General features: G+C 41.9%; 12 protein-coding genes and 1 tRNA gene. 2 read left to right on the top strand and 11 right to left on the bottom strand.

Features of this window, described 5'->3' with window-relative positions; translation table 11 throughout:
- Positions 1 to 50 precede the first annotated feature (50 nt).
- From gla to LG372_RS07760, 6 genes are all read right to left on the bottom strand, one after another.
- Positions 51 to 956 carry an aquaglyceroporin Gla gene (gene gla, locus LG372_RS07735; protein ID WP_000348094.1) on the bottom strand — a complete coding sequence of 302 codons (906 nt, stop codon included), beginning with the start codon at positions 954 to 956 and terminating at the stop codon, positions 51 to 53.
- 159 nt (positions 957 to 1,115) lie between these two features.
- The gene (locus LG372_RS07740) at positions 1,116 to 2,282 is read right to left on the bottom strand and encodes an ATP-grasp domain-containing protein (protein WP_225742531.1); all 1,167 of its coding nucleotides are present in this window, start codon (positions 2,280 to 2,282) and stop codon (positions 1,116 to 1,118) included.
- A 12-nt stretch (positions 2,283 to 2,294) separates the two neighbouring features.
- Positions 2,295 to 3,035 (bottom strand): esterase family protein, encoded by a 741-nt coding sequence (locus LG372_RS07745; protein WP_225742532.1) that lies wholly within the window; start codon positions 3,033 to 3,035, stop codon positions 2,295 to 2,297.
- A 20-nt stretch (positions 3,036 to 3,055) separates the two neighbouring features.
- Positions 3,056 to 3,880 carry an alpha/beta hydrolase gene (locus LG372_RS07750; protein WP_225742533.1) on the bottom strand — a complete coding sequence of 275 codons (825 nt, stop codon included), beginning with the start codon at positions 3,878 to 3,880 and terminating at the stop codon, positions 3,056 to 3,058.
- 136 nt (positions 3,881 to 4,016) lie between these two features.
- Positions 4,017 to 5,231, bottom strand: a complete 1,215-nt coding sequence (gene thiI / locus LG372_RS07755; protein WP_225742534.1) for a tRNA uracil 4-sulfurtransferase ThiI — start codon at positions 5,229 to 5,231, stop codon at positions 4,017 to 4,019.
- Positions 5,232 to 5,239: 8 nt separating this feature from the next.
- Positions 5,240 to 6,382, bottom strand: a complete 1,143-nt coding sequence (locus LG372_RS07760) for a cysteine desulfurase family protein (protein ID WP_070478694.1) — start codon at positions 6,380 to 6,382, stop codon at positions 5,240 to 5,242.
- Between the two features lie 138 nt (positions 6,383 to 6,520).
- Here LG372_RS07760 and LG372_RS07765 point away from each other — a divergent pair, with 138 nt between their 5' ends.
- Entirely contained in the window at positions 6,521 to 6,949 is a 429-nt protein-coding gene (locus tag LG372_RS07765) for a DUF6556 family protein (protein WP_225742535.1), read from the top strand.
- A gap of 44 nt (positions 6,950 to 6,993) precedes the next feature.
- Here LG372_RS07765 and LG372_RS07770 read toward each other — a convergent pair whose 3' ends face one another.
- From LG372_RS07770 to LG372_RS07785, 4 genes are all read right to left on the bottom strand, one after another.
- Complete coding sequence (locus tag LG372_RS07770; RefSeq protein WP_318783471.1) at positions 6,994 to 9,297, bottom strand: DNA translocase FtsK; 2,304 nt, start codon at positions 9,295 to 9,297, stop codon at positions 6,994 to 6,996.
- Between the two features lie 88 nt (positions 9,298 to 9,385).
- The gene (locus tag LG372_RS07775; RefSeq protein ID WP_225742537.1) at positions 9,386 to 11,338 is read right to left on the bottom strand and encodes a fructose-specific PTS transporter subunit EIIC; all 1,953 of its coding nucleotides are present in this window, start codon (positions 11,336 to 11,338) and stop codon (positions 9,386 to 9,388) included.
- Positions 11,335 to 12,246: a 1-phosphofructokinase gene (gene pfkB, locus LG372_RS07780; RefSeq protein WP_225742538.1), complete on the bottom strand. Its 912-nt coding sequence runs from the start codon at positions 12,244 to 12,246 to the stop codon at positions 11,335 to 11,337. The genes LG372_RS07775 and pfkB overlap by 4 nt, the downstream gene beginning before the upstream one ends.
- Positions 12,243 to 12,983, bottom strand: a complete 741-nt coding sequence (locus tag LG372_RS07785) for a DeoR/GlpR family DNA-binding transcription regulator (RefSeq protein WP_000920651.1) — start codon at positions 12,981 to 12,983, stop codon at positions 12,243 to 12,245. The genes pfkB and LG372_RS07785 overlap by 4 nt, the downstream gene beginning before the upstream one ends.
- Positions 12,984 to 13,144: 161 nt before the next feature.
- Here LG372_RS07785 and LG372_RS07790 point away from each other — a divergent pair.
- Positions 13,145 to 13,232, top strand: a tRNA-Ser gene (locus LG372_RS07790).
- A 78-nt stretch (positions 13,233 to 13,310) separates the two neighbouring features.
- On the opposite strand, the gene LG372_RS07795 is transcribed toward LG372_RS07790, so the two are convergent.
- The gene (locus LG372_RS07795) at positions 13,311 to 14,645 is read right to left on the bottom strand and encodes an Nramp family divalent metal transporter (protein ID WP_225742539.1); all 1,335 of its coding nucleotides are present in this window, start codon (positions 14,643 to 14,645) and stop codon (positions 13,311 to 13,313) included.
- Positions 14,646 to 14,731 lie beyond the last annotated feature (86 nt).

Genomic DNA, 14,731 nt, shown 5'->3' on the forward strand with positions numbered 1-14,731 from the left:
TTTCGTAAAATTTCATCTAAAAAACCGAGGATTTCCTCGGTTTCAATTTCTTATAGGTAAAGGAATTTGAAGATAGCTACTGCGGCAATTGCTGCTGCGATCGGTGCTACTACTGGTACCCAAGAGTACCACCATTTTGAATCACCTTTGTGCTCACCAAGAACTGATTTTGGAAGGAAAGCATGAAGGAGACGTGGTCCCAAGTCACGGGCTGGGTTCAAGGCAGGTCCTGTAGGTCCACCAAGTGATGTTACCAAGGCCATAACTAGGAAACCTAGTGCCAAGTGAGCAATTCCAAGACCAGATGTCATAAATGGTGCTACTTGTTCTTTAGCTTGGTCAAGTGCTGCTGTTACTTGTTCTTGAGGAATGGTTTGACCTTGAGTAGTTGCTTGTGCAACTTGAGCATTAATAGCCGCTTGTGCTTTTGATACTAGTTCAGCACCAAAGAAGTTTTTAGTCATTCCAAGAGCTGCAAAGAAAAGAACAAATGAACCAACAAACTCATTTACAAAACCATTAACAGTTGCTGCAAAATGTGATTCTTTTGTACCATTATCCAAACTTGAAATGGTTGAGAAAGTACCCAAGATGTTGTTTGGATTTTCAGTTTTCAAGTAGTATGGGCGGTGTGTTGCCACAACCAAGGCTTGACCAAAGATAGCACCCAAAACTTGTGCGATGATATAAGGTGCAACTTGTGCCCAAGGGAAGAGACCGCTGATCGCAAGTCCAAGAGTGAAGGCTGGGTTAATGTGGTTACCTGATACGTTACCAAACATCAAGGCTGGGATCATAACCCCCATACCATAACCAACAGCGATAACGATCCAGCCACTTTGGTGACCTTTCGTACCTTTAAGTTCAACGTTGGCAACTGCACCATTTCCAAGAATGATCAAAATAGCAGTGGCCAAAAATTCAGTGGCATATTTAATTGCCCATGTGAAATCCATTTGATAGATTCTCCTTAAAATTTTTTAGACAATCCTTATTCTATCAATTTTTATATCTTTTAGCAACAGGTTTTCTAAAAGAATATATGGGAAAGCGGTTTTATTTCTCTTATTGAAACAAAAGGATTAAAGAGGTGGATTTCCTTAATCCGAGAGTTCTTATTCTTGACGTTGTCCGAAATCTGCAATCATCTGCTCCATTTCTTGTCGACTCGGAGTTGTCAGCATATAAAGGTAATCTCCTTGAAGTTCCGCAAAGGCCGCTGGCATGATTTTTTTAACCTTGAAATACTGGCTGTATTTGGCAAGCAAGTCCTCCTCAGAATAAACATAGTGAGCATTTGCACGACGGGATGTAGCTAAACAATATTGAGCTTCAAAGTCTGACGCTGGGAACTCTTCTCCTGCGACAATAGCAGCATAGCCACGATAAAGATCCAAAGAATGAGCAAAGTTATAAACATCAATGGTAAAACCACCTGCAGGGCGGTTATTGTACTCAATGGCGATGTAATCATCCCCTTCACGGAAGAACTCAATATGGAAGAACCGTTCTTTCATACCAAATTCTTTGACAATTGCCTCACCATATTTACGTAATTTAGGATCCATATCCTTGAGAACGTAGTAGGAATTGTCCATCTTGTAAATCATGAGATCAAGCGGTGTATAGGCGTAGTCGAAGGTCGTTGAAAAGACAATCTTTCCATCCTTATCCACTAGACCATCAAAGGTACAAATTTCGCTAGAAGTGACAAATTTTTCAAAGAAATAAACGGTTGAATGGTCCCACTCAGTCTTGAAGTGATTGATATCGTCTTCTGTCTCAAGCTTAAAGGTCGCGGCTGCTCCCACTCCATTGTCAGGTTTGGCAATCATTGGAAGGCCGATTTCATTCACAGCTTGATCCACATCTGCTTCCGTCTTGATAACAGCTCCAGGTACCACTGGGACACCTGCTTTTTTGAAGAGTTTCTTCATTTCAGACTTAAATTTTGTCTTTTTGAGATCCTCTGGTTTGGCACCAAAGACATTGAATTGTTCTCTGAGTGTTGCGTCCAGTTCTAGCCAGTATTCATTATGGGATTCAATACGATCAATCGGGCCATGTTTATAAAAGAGAAAAGCAACAGCGCGCTTGACTTCGTCTACATTTTCAAGATTGTCAACACGGAAATACTCAGTCAGGCTATTGCGTAAAGGTTCATCCAATTGCTCGTATGGTTCTTGACCAATTCCCAAGACTGTGATGCCTTTATTAGCTAGCTCAATTGTAAATTGTTGAAAGTTTTGCGGATAATAGGGAGAAATAACAAGGTAATTCATAGGTAACTCCTTTTATAAATAGAGATTTCCAAGGAAATAAGGCATTTGTCTGCGCCACCATTCCCAGTCGTGGGCGACATCGTGTCCCCATTCAGCAAACCAGGCTGGAATTTGTTTCTGGTCAAAGGCTTCTTTAAGCTTGTAGAAAGATGGTAGACCGTCTTGTTCCCAGGCACCAAGACCCGTACACAGCACAATCTCTGCCTGACGATAACGGTCAATAAACCAGCCGTCATTCTGATTCCAGATATAATCTACTGGCGAGTTTTGGTAAATAGCATCGTCATTGTAGTAATCGCCGACAAAGAAACGTGCATCGTAAACACCACTAAGAGCAATCACCTTTGTAAAAACATCTGGATGTTGGAGAAAAAAGTTGACTGCATGGTAGGCGCCCATGGAGCAACCTGTCGTCATCATACCATCAAACCAACCTGTCTTATGCTTGATAAAAGGAATGGCCTCATCAATCACATAGCGTTCATAGGCACGGTGCATTTCCGCTTGGTCGTGCCCATTTTTCCATGTGGCCAACCAGCTCTCACTATCTACACTGGACAAGGTAAAGAACTGGACACGGCCTTCCTCGATAAAGGAAGCACAGGCATCAATCATGCCAAAATCATAGTATTCGTTGTGACTACCACCTGATGAAGCAAAGACCACAACTGGAGTCCCTGCATGTCCATAACGATTAAGGTACATTTCACGGTTAAGATTGCCACTCCAGTGGCTAAGGTTTTCAATATGCATTGGCTTTCTCCTTTTCTAACTTACCATTTCTCTGAAAAAAATCTCAGACAGTCTGGTAAATTCTCCGACCAAGGGATTTCACTATGGATGGCACCAGATTGAACTTTCAAGACAAGATTATCTAAGTGTACCCCACCTGCTATCAAATCATGGTAATAGCGAAGAGACGAATCGATATATGCTTGTTTGATATTACCAGCCATCAGGGTCTTGTCCGTATCATCTGCTTCTTCAGTTCCAACATAGATAAAGATACGCTGGTCAGGCGATAGTTTCTTGCGTTCAATATAGCGATTAAAGGCTTCTTGATGGAGCCAGTTAGCAGATGAAAAGACCCCGAGACATCCAATTTGGTCTTGGTATTCCAAACCGATAAACTGGGTAATATTGCCTCCTAGTGAAGACCCAATCATAGCCGTATGCTGGCGGTCAGCTTTGGTACGGTAGGTCTCATCGATAAATGGCTTGACCACCTCCATAACAAACTCGGCATACTCCACGCCCTTACCGCCAAACTGCTGCCCCGGAATAGGAGATTCTTGGAACTTCCAAGCCGCATACTCATTCATCCGCCCCATACCATCATTGTCAATGGCAATGACAATCATGCGACTGATATCAGGATTACGCTTAATAGCTGGGATAATCTTCCATGAATGGCCAATGAAAGACTCCTTGCTATAAAAAACATTTTGCCCGTCATGAAAGTAAACAACGGGATAGGAACGGTCCGTGTCTTTCTCATAATCTTTAGGCAGAAGAACACGTACACGACGTTCCTTACCTGTATAAGGAACCTTGAGTTTGTGTTCTTTCATTTTTAAATAAAAGTAGGATTGATTCATTGTCAGAAAACTCTCTATATTCAAAATTTTATTTTATTATATCACAATTATAGAAAAAAAGTTAGTTTTGCTTCCACTTTTGGAATTAAAAACTAACTTTTTCATCTATTTTTCTAAATTCTTTTGGATTTTCTGATTAGAGAAGATTGTCAATCAAGTCATCGACTTCATCTTTTTCAGCCTGCGGTGTAATCTCAGTAATCATGATTCCAGACACTGCTCGCTCAACTAAACCTTCAACATCCATACGAGCTTCATACTGCTCCGCATTCTTTATCTTAGGATTGGTTTTTGGACGATCTGGCGCAAAAATCGTACAGCAATCCTCAAATGGCTGGATTGAAATGTCAAAGGTATCGATTTCTTGTGCAATATCAATGATTTCCAACTTATCCATGGTTACAACTGGACGGATGATGGGAGTGTTGGTAACGGCATTGATAGCCTGCATGCTTTCAAGGGTTTGGCTAGCGACTTGACCAAGACTTTCCCCATTGATAATAACCAAACCATTTCGTACCTCACGAATACGGTCCGTAATACGCATCATAAAGCGACGAGTTAGAGTCATCAAGTAAGCTTCTGGCGCTTTAGCTTTGATTTCCTCTTGAATCTCTGTAAAAGGAACTTCGATAAATTGGATATTTCCACCAAACTTTGTTAATTTACGGGTCAAATCTTGGGCTTTCTTGAGAGCGCCTGGACTAGTATAAGGTGGGCTGGCAAAGTGAACAGCCTCAATATCCACCCCACGCTTCAAAGCAAGATAACCTGCTACAGGTGAATCAATCCCTCCTGACAACATAAGCATCCCTTTACCTGAAGTTCCAACTGGCAAACCACCAGCCCCACGAATGGTTTCATAAGAAAGATAGGCTGCCTCTTCACGGATTTCTATCTGAAGATTAATATCTGGATTTTTCATTTGAGCTTGCACATTTGGAATGGCTTCGAATACAGCCCCTCCAAGTGTTTGGTTGAGTTCACGACTATCCAACTCAAAGTTGTGGTCGCTACGCTTGCTAGAAATTTTAAAGGTCATGCCATCCTTGTAGATGTCCTGCATAATCTCTTGGACAGCAGACTTAAGCGTCGCAACAGATTTTTCGACCTTATAAACGGGAGAAAAGTTTTGAATCCCGAAGACTTGTTTGAGTGATTCTGCTACTGCTGTGTAATCTGCTCCATTGAGGTAAGCGTGAGCACGATCACGATCTGCCGTTACCTTAACTTGGGGATAGATAGACAAAACGTCTGAAATATTATTGCGAAGTTTATTGATGAAACGCATACGGTTTTTACCTTTGGTTGACAGCTCTCCGTAGCGAATCATAATTTCTGAATATTGCATGAATGCTCCTATCTTACTTTTCTAGTTTGATTGTAAATCAATTTTAACTTGGTCAAAAACTGCTCGACCTGACTCATATCATTTTCAAGGTCTAGGCTAAGACGCACAGCTGACTGGGCCTTATCTTTATCCACTCCCATGGCAATCAAAGTACCTGCAGGTTTTCCAGCCTTGGACGAACAAGCAGAAGTCGTAGAAATAAAAATATCATAGTCTTCAAAGGCATGAACAATGACTTCACCGCGAACACCCTTGATTCCAAAAGTCAGAATATGAGGGGCAAAGTCTTCCTCATCTGAAAAGACAAAAATATCTGGATAGTCCAGAAGGGCTTGGCGAATCACTGCCTTCATCTGCCCAGTCTTGCTAGTAAAGAAACCTAGCTTTTCCATAGACAAACGGAGAGCCTTGGCTGTCGCTGCAATTCCTGCCACATTTTCAGTTGTTGAACGATAATCACGCTCCTGACCACCACCAGTCAACAGAGGCGTAATCTTCTTGCCAGACTTGATATAGACAAATCCAACACCTCGAACTCCGTGAAACTTGTGACTAGAGAAAGTCGCAAAATCCACTCGTTCTGTCAGATACTTTTCAGTCGGAATCTTGGCAAGTGCCTGAACCGCATCAACGTGGAAGGAAATAGTTGGCTTGTCTGCCAATAGTTCTGAAATAGCTTGAATAGGTTGAATCGAGCCGATTTCATTGTTCACAGCCATGACGGAAACGAGGGTCGTATCAGGTCTTATCAAATCTGATAACGCTTCAACATCTACAAATCCTTTGTTATCAACTGGAGCAAAATCTACTTCAAATCCTTGACTTTTCAACCAGAGGGCTGACTCTTTGACTGCCGGATGTTCAATGGCTGATACAATGATGTGTTTTCCAAACTGAGCCTTTTCAAAGGTCACACCCTTGATGACCCAGTTATCTCCTTCTGTCCCACCAGAAGTAAAGAAGATTTCATCGCTTTTCTTACCGATTAAATCTGCAATCTGTTGGCGAGAAGCATCTAAGATTCGTGTTGCCTGGTCTCCCAAACGATGGAGACTAGATGGATTTCCTAAAATTTTTGAAGCGACCTGCATATAAGTTTCAAGGGCTTCAGGATAGGGCTTGGTCGTCGCCGAATTATCAAAGTAAATCATGTTTTCTCACGCTTTCTAAAATCACTCCTTCTATTGTATCATGAAACGGAGTCTGCGACAAGAAAGGGCAATTCCTCTTTTTTTAAGATTTTTTTAAAGAAATGCGGTATAATAAATTTTAATTAAAGGAGAGAATATATGTCTAATTATCGTAGAACTTTAAAACCAAAAACAGAACACATCAAAAAAGGCTTTACGGTCTTTCAAAAAACTGTTGCCACTATCGGTAGTATCCTTGGCTTAATTACTGCAAGTATCACTATCATGAACGCCTTGGATAATAATAAAAATACTAAAAAAGAACCTACGACAAGCCAGACGACAACAATTGTCAAAGAAATTCAAAAGGAATCCCCTCAGGAAAACACTAGTCCCAATAAGGAAAATAACACTTCTCAAGAAAAAACACAGCAAGAGGAAACACCAAAATCTAGCGTCAAGGAAGAGAAAAAAGAAGAGCAGAAAGTAGCGACTCAGGAATCTACTACTCCTGCTCCAAGTAAGCCTACTACTGAAAATGAAAAACAGTCCAATACTCCAAATTCAGAAAATAATACCAATCAATAGCCAGTAAAATAGCTTCCCTCCAAACTTGGAAAGAAGCTATTTTTTTATTGTTGCAATACTTTTCTTGGTTTGGTACCTTCAGCTGGACCAATGACACCTGCCATTTCGAGTTCTTCCATAAGGCGGGTCGCACGGTTAAATCCAACTGATAAACGACGCTGAATCATGGACGCACTAGCTTTCTGGGTCTCAATGACCAAAGCCTTGGCTTCTTCAAAAAGCGGATCTCCACCAGTTTCACCATCTGAAAATTCACCTTCATTTTCAGAAACCTCACCTGGATCAAAACTCTCATCGTAGTCCGCATCTGCCTGAGCCTTGATGAAGTTCACAATGCGCTCGACATCATCATCCGAGATAAAGGAGCCTTGGAGACGAACTGGGTGGTTTTCATCAATCGGTTTAAAGAGCATGTCACCTCGACCAAGCAGTTTTTCCGCTCCATTTTCATCCAAAATCGTACGGGAATCTGTTCCTGATGAAACTGCGAAAGCGACACGAGAAGGAACATTGGCCTTGATCAGACCAGAAATGACATCAACGGATGGGCGCTGGGTTGCAAGAATCATGTGGATACCTGCAGCACGCGCCTTCTGTCCGAGACGAATGATAGCATCTTCCACTTCCTTGCTGGCTACCATCATGAGGTCAGCCAACTCATCCACAATCACGACAATGAGCGGTAGCGGAACCTGCTTGTACTCAGACTGGGCATTGAACTCTTCTACCTTGGCATTAAAACCTGCAATGTTACGAACTCCCACCTTGGCAAAGAGTTCATAACGGTTTTCCATCTCATCCACAACCTTTTGCAGAGCCTTGCTGGCCTTGCGTGGATTGGTCACAACTGGAATTAAGAGATGGGGGATATCATTGTAAACAGATAACTCAACCATCTTGGGGTCAACCATCATAAATTTGACTTGGTCTGGTCTTGCCTTCATGAGAATGCTAGCAATAATACCATTAACAGCTACTGACTTCCCTGAACCCGTTGAACCTGCGACGAGCAAATGAGGCATTTTTGAAAGGTCAAAAGCTCTTGCGGTGCCATTAACTGCCTTCCCTAAAGGAATTTCCAAGAGATTTTCTGCTTTCGTTTGAGATTGTTCCCATAGTTCTCGGAAAGAAACTGTCGCAATCTCAGAGTTAGGTACTTCGATTCCCACTAAAGATTTCCCTGGGATAGGTGCTTCGATTCGGACATCCTTGGCCGCCAAGGCTAGAGCGAGGTCATCTGCGAGATTGGAGATGCGGTTGACCCTTACACCCACTGCTGGCTTGACTTCATACTTGGTCACTGATGGCCCAATTTCGGCCCGTTCAACTGTTACCTTGATACCGAAGCTAGCAAAGGTTTCTTCTAGGATTTTGATGTTTTCTCGGACGATTTTCTTTTCTTTAGACTGGTCCTTTGGTTTATCTGGGGCAAAGAGTTGTAAGCTTGGAAGTTTGTATTCAAGGGCCTCCTTAGCAGAAAAATCGACCTGTACGTCTTCATCATCTGAGCCATCTTCCTGTTCAGCGAATTCAAGTTCAGCTTGAGGCAGGATGATTTCTGGTTCCACCCACTCTTCTTCTGGAATAGGTGGAACGTCAAGCACAACATCTTCTGTCAGAATTTCACCCGTTTCCATATCAACAGGAGGCAAATCGAGTAAGGCTTTTTCAGCTTCTTCTTGTTCTAATCTAGCCTCTTCCTCAGCCTTTTGGCGAGCTTTTTCTTCTTGTTTGACAAAGCGTTCCTCTTTTCGACGCTCATGCCCTTCCCGCCATTTAGCAAAGCCTCTACTGAAAAATTCCGCAATATCGTAAACAGACCAAGGACTGATTAGGAGAGCGCCTGCTAAAATCAAGATAGAACCAATAAAGTAAGTGCCGATATTTGAAAAGAGAAAGGCGGTTGGAATATAAAGAGCGACCCCAATCAAGCCCCCTCCAGCAAAACTAGTCGTTCGAAAACCAGTCAAATCCGTCACAACCTGCGCCATGGTTCCTTTTAGGACCGACTTGTCCAAACCATATTTCCAAACTAAATAGGCCTCAAAAATCAAGAGCAAACCTGCAAATATGGTGAAAAAGCCAGATAGGAGGCCTTCCTGTTTTCGTATCCACTTGAAAAAGAAGAGATAGAGTAGGATGCCAAATATTGCCAGATAAGCTAGGCTACCCACCAGCAAGCGAATTAGATTGTAAAGGGTGATACCTGCAGCCCCTAATTTGAAGGCTGCGAAAATCAATAAAAGCGCGATTCCCAACGAAATCAACATTCGTTGAATCGCTTCTTTTCTTTCGAGTTCTGCTTTAGACGGTCTCCGTCTTGTTTTACTTGTATTCTTGTTTCCCATTCTTCTATTATACCATATTTCACAGGCATTTCGGAAAGAGAAAAAGACTGCACCAAACGGTCCAATCTTTTCATTTTCTATCTAAGTTTTATGCTTGTGGTTTGCGTAGGTAACCATAGACTACACCACTTACAATTGCTCCTACTAAGACAGAAACGAGGTAAAGAAGAGCATTTGAAGTAAGGGCGATAACGAAGATTCCTCCGTGTGGCGCCATAAGTTTGATACCAGTAAGACCAACGAGTCCACCTGCTACTGCTGAACCAAGGATGAAACTTGGGATCGCACGAGCTGGGTCAGCGGCACCAAATGGAATTGCTCCCTCAGTGATAAATGACAAGCCCATGATGATGTTTGTCAAACCAGAGTTGCGTTCTTCCTTAGTAAATTTATCTTTGAAAAGAAGAGTTGCAACAAAGATTGCAAGTGGTGGAACCATTCCTCCCGCCATAACTGCTGCCATGGCTACAGAACCACCTGAGGAAACAGTCGCTGCAAGCGTACCTGTACCAAAGACATAGGCTGCTTTATTAACTGGTCCACCCATATCAACAGCCATCATTCCTCCAAGAACGATACCAAGAAGGACAGCTGAACCTCCTCCAAGACCGCCTAGGAAGTCATTCATAGCAGTGTTGATTGCTGCCATTGGGATGTTAACAGCTAGCATGACAAATCCTGTCAAGATTGTCCCAAGAAGTGGCAAGAGAAGGATTGACTTTGCACCTTCAAGTGAACGAGGAACTTTAACGTATTTCTTGATATCAAGAATCAAGGCACCTGCGATAAATCCACCAACAAGGGCACCTAGGAAACCAGATGAGACACCTGCAAGAGTTGAAGTTGCTTCACCACCTGCAGCATAAGGAATTTTACCAAAGGCAAAACCTTCTTTGGCAATAGCACCAGCCACGAAACCTGCTACCAAACCTGGTTTTTCAGCGATAGAGTAGGCAACATAACCTGCAAAGACTGGAAGCATCAAACCAAAGGCAGCTCCACCAATTTTCATGAACATAGAAGCTAGCTCATGGTAGGAACCAAGATTACCAAGATTTTCATTTGGAACCCCCAAAGCACCGTCAATCAAGAAGGCAAGGGCAATCATGATCCCACCGCCAATAACAAATGGCAACATTTGCGATACACCACTCATCAAGTGTTTGTAGAAGGCACCACCAAGGATTTGTTTTTCGTTAGAGGCTGTTGCAGCTTTTGCACCATTAGCTGCACGGTAGACTTCCGCTTCTCCTGAAAGAGCCAAGTTAATTAACTCTTCTGTCTTACGGATACCGTCAGCAACTGGACGATTGATCAATGGTTTGCCATCGAAACGATCCATTTCAACGGCCTTGTCTGCTGCAATGATAACAGCTTTAGCCTTACGAATGTCTTCCGCAGTTAGTTGGTTACCAACACCGCTAGCACCGTTGGTTTCGACCTTTATTCCAACACCCATTTCAGCAGCCACTTTTTGAAGGGCTTCTTGAGCCATGTAAGTGTGGGCAATACCTGTTGTACAAGCTGTAACAGCAACGATAAACTCATCAGAGTCATTAGCAGGTGCTTGAACAGGCTCTTCAGTTTTTTCGGAAGCTTTGTCAAAAAGTTCGATAACTTGGTCAGCTGATGTTACTTGACGAAGTTTGTCAGCAAAACCATCTTTCATCAAGTATTGAGACAATTCTGCCAATGCTGCCAAGTGGGTGTCATTGGCACCTTCTGGAGCTGCAATCATGAAGAAGAGGTCAGTTGCTTGTCCATCCAAACTCTCATAATCAACACCCTTGTTTGACTTAGCAAAGAGAACAGTCGCTTTTTTGACAGCAGCATTTTTACTGTGAGGCATTGCGATACCATCACCCAAACCAGTAGAAGTCAAAGCTTCACGCGCCAAAATTCCTTCTTTAAAGGTTTCAAAGTCTGTCACATAACCGTGATCTACCAAACTATTAATCATCTCTTCGATGACAGCATTTTTTTCAGTTGCCTGCAAATCCAGCAACATGACATCTTTTCTCAATAGGTCTTGAATTTTCATCGTTTTTCTACCTCAACTTTTTCATATGTTTCTTTTATAAATTCTGCCGTTGCCAAGTCATCTGAGAAGGTCGTTGCTGTTCCGCAAGCTACTCCCCATTTGAAGGATTCTACTGCATCTTTAGATTTGACAAATTCACCTGTAAATCCAGCGACCATAGAATCACCGGCCCCAACTGAATTTTTAACTGTTCCCTTGATAGGTTTAGCAAAGTAAGCTCCCTCAGATGTGACAAGAAGGGCACCATCACCAGCCATAGAGATAATGACGTTTTGAGCGCCTTTAGCTAGTAACTGACGAGCATATTTCTCGATTTCATCTAAATTTTCGAGTTTCACTCCAAAGATATCTCCAAGTTCGTGATTGTTTGGTTTGACCAAAAGTGGTTGGTAATCCAAACTATCAATCAAGGTCTGTCCTTCAAAGTCACAGACTACCTGCGCACCTGTCTGACGAGTCAAGGCAATCAAGTCCTTGTAGATAACATTACCAAGATTCTTAGCACTTGAACCCGCAAACACCACCGTATCATCTGCAGTCAGACTAGACAAAATAGCTTTCAATTCTTCTAACTGAGCTGGTTCCACGTTTGGACCCGTTCCGTTGATTTCTGTTTCTTGATCCGCTTTGATTTTAACATTGATACGAGTATCTTCTGCCACTTGGACAAAACGTGACTCGATTTCTTCCTCTACCAAAGTATCTGTGATAAATTTACCAGTAAAACCTCCGATAAATCCAGTCGCTGTATTTTGAATATCTAAGCGCTTCAAGACACGACTGACATTAATTCCTTTCCCACCAGCAAACTTATCATCACTGTCCATACGATTGACACTACCGACTTGGACTTGTTCCAAACGAACGATATAGTCAATGGATGGATTGAGTGTGACTGTATAAATCATACTTCTATTACCTCCGTTTTCTCCTTAATAGCCTGCAAGAGCTCATGCCCTTGACTTGTGATAACAATAGCTCGTTTGAGTGGTGCTACCTTGGCAAAGCAAGTTTGTCCAATTTTAGACGAATCCACCAAGACATAGGTCTGTTTGGCATTTTCTAAAATAGCACGCTTCACAGCTCCCTCTTCCATATCAGGAGTCGTATAATAACCATCGTCCACACCATTCATCCCGATAAAGGCACGGTCAAAGTGCAATTGGTTAATCTGGTTAAGAGCAACGCCCCCGATACTAGCATCTGTCGCCATCTTGACACTTCCTCCAACCATGACAGTTGGAATCTGCTTTTCAACCAACTGAGCGGCATGGTGAATCGAATTTGTCACAACAGTAATATTCTTATTGACCAATTCATGAATCAAAAAAGCAGTTGTTGTTCCAGCATCGATAAAGATGACATCTTGTTCCTTGATGAGAGAGGCTGCCTTCTGAGCCAGCAACTTCTTTTCTTGAAGGTTTTTGACAGATTTTTCTTGAATGGTTTCTTCTTCCTGCAAGGAATGGGGCAATTCTGCTCCACCATGCACGCGACGAAGCTTGTTTTCCGCTTCCAACTCATCCAAATCTCTTCGAACCGTTGATTCTGACGTTTCTAACAAACTAACTAATTTTTCTAGAGAAACTACATGATGTTGATTTAACTCCTCTAAAATCAGTTGCTTCCGCTCTGTTTTTAACACTGAATCACCTCCTGTTATCGTTTACACTATTCATTCTATCACACTTTCTTTCAAAGTCAAGCGCTTTTTGTCATTTTCTTTCAAAATCTATCATTTTTCTTATTTCCAAAATTTTTATTGCAAGATAAGAGCCTTTATGGTAGACTATTTGAGTAAGTATTGGAAGATTACTCAAGAGGCTTAAGAGGCCGTGTTGGAAACGCGGTAGGCGTGTAACAGCGTGCGTGGGTTCGAATCCCATGTCTTCCGTTTATTTTAAAAAAGATACCCAAGAAATCTTGGGTATCTTTTTTCTTATATGCTTGTTTTATAACTCGGGTGAATTTCTTAGAAAATATCAAATAACAATTTCACATTGAGAATTGTTAAGATAATGGAAACGATATAGCCAAGGATGGTATTCCATTTGGCATTGGTAAATTCTCCCATCAGTGATTTCTTAGAAGTTAGATAAATCAGTGGGAAGATTGAAAATGGAAGAGCAATCGAAAGAAAGACTTGTGAATAAACCAATAACTGATCTAATGTTTTTTCCTGATGACCAAACAGAACCGCTACAATCATGACAGGCAACAAGGCAAAGAGACGAGTTGCCAAACGAATGAACCATTGAGGTAATCTCATATGCAAGAAACCTTCCATAACGATTTGTCCAGTCAAGGTACCCGTAATTGTCGAATTTTGACCACTGGCTAATAAAGCCAAGGCAAACAAGGTTGATAAGGTCGAGCTAGCTATAGCTCCTGCAATAGTAGAATCCTGCAAGGCATTATACATTTGAGAGAAGGCAGAAATCTCAGATGCATGGCCGAAAAAGAGAGCCGCCCCGAGAATTAATAGAAGGGAGTTAACCACAAAGGCCAAGGATAATTGGAGATTTGAATCCCAGGTCATAAAGCGCACGGCTTTTCGAACATCATTCTTGTCCTTGTGATTGATTTTCCGAGTTTGTGACAAGGAAGAATGCAAATAGAGGTTATGGGGCATAACCGTTGCTCCCACGATCCCTAGTGCCAAGGTTAATTGACTTTCATGCCCTGGCAAGGGACTTTCAAATAAGGTTGCATTCGGTAGATAACCCTCAACGATTCCTTGGAAGCTTGGATGTGACAAAGCTACCAGATAGGTAAAAATTGCTAGAATGGTTAAAATCAGTGTTGTCACAATAGCTTCAATCTTCTTAAAGCCAAATTTCATCAGAAGCAATAAGAGAAAAACATCCAACACGGTCAAGAGAATTGCTATCATAATCGGAATCTTAAAGAGAAGATTGAGAGCAATCGCTGAACCTAGAACTTCTGCCAGATCTGTCGCCATCAAGGCCAACTCCAAAATCACCCATAAGCTATAACGAAGCCATTTGGGTGAATGATGACCCGTTGCTTGAGCCAAGTCCATTTGAGTTACAATTCCAAGCTTTCCTGCCATCTGCTGAAGCTGCATAGCAATGAGTGATGAAATCAAGATGACAAATAAGAGACTGTACTTATAGGATGCACCTCCAACCACACTGGTTATCCAGTTTCCTGGATCCATATAACCAACTGCGACAAGGGCACCTGGACCTAAAAAGGCATTTAAATTTTGCCAGAAATGATTGTTATTTGGAGTATCGATAGATTGATTAATCTCAGAGAGTGACACTTTTTTATGAGAAGACATAGATACTTACCTCTTTCTAAACCTACTTTTTCATTATTTTCTATTAGAGAAAAATAAGATTGACTTTAAACTATTAAAACAATGAA

It is taken from the genome of Streptococcus sp. Marseille-Q5112 (genome assembly GCF_916700555.1).
GTDB classification, from domain to species: Bacteria; Bacillota; Bacilli; order Lactobacillales; family Streptococcaceae; genus Streptococcus; species Streptococcus symci.

Coding starts and splice junctions, on each gene's coding strand:
- gla (WP_000348094.1), bottom strand. CDS start 956: ATGGATTTCACATGGGCAATTAAATATGCCACTGAATTTTTGGCCACT.
- LG372_RS07740 (WP_225742531.1), bottom strand. CDS start 2,282: ATGAATTACCTTGTTATTTCTCCCTATTATCCGCAAAACTTTCAACAA.
- LG372_RS07745 (WP_225742532.1), bottom strand. CDS start 3,035: ATGCATATTGAAAACCTTAGCCACTGGAGTGGCAATCTTAACCGTGAA.
- LG372_RS07750 (WP_225742533.1), bottom strand. CDS start 3,880: ATGAATCAATCCTACTTTTATTTAAAAATGAAAGAACACAAACTCAAG.
- thiI (WP_225742534.1), bottom strand. CDS start 5,231: ATGCAATATTCAGAAATTATGATTCGCTACGGAGAGCTGTCAACCAAA.
- LG372_RS07760 (WP_070478694.1), bottom strand. CDS start 6,382: ATGATTTACTTTGATAATTCGGCGACGACCAAGCCCTATCCTGAAGCC.
- LG372_RS07765 (WP_225742535.1), top strand. CDS start 6,521: ATGTCTAATTATCGTAGAACTTTAAAACCAAAAACAGAACACATCAAA.
- LG372_RS07770 (WP_318783471.1), bottom strand. CDS start 9,297: ATGGGAAACAAGAATACAAGTAAAACAAGACGGAGACCGTCTAAAGCA.
- LG372_RS07775 (WP_225742537.1), bottom strand. CDS start 11,338: ATGAAAATTCAAGACCTATTGAGAAAAGATGTCATGTTGCTGGATTTG.
- pfkB (WP_225742538.1), bottom strand. CDS start 12,246: ATGATTTATACAGTCACACTCAATCCATCCATTGACTATATCGTTCGT.
- LG372_RS07795 (WP_225742539.1), bottom strand. CDS start 14,645: ATGTCTTCTCATAAAAAAGTGTCACTCTCTGAGATTAATCAATCTATC.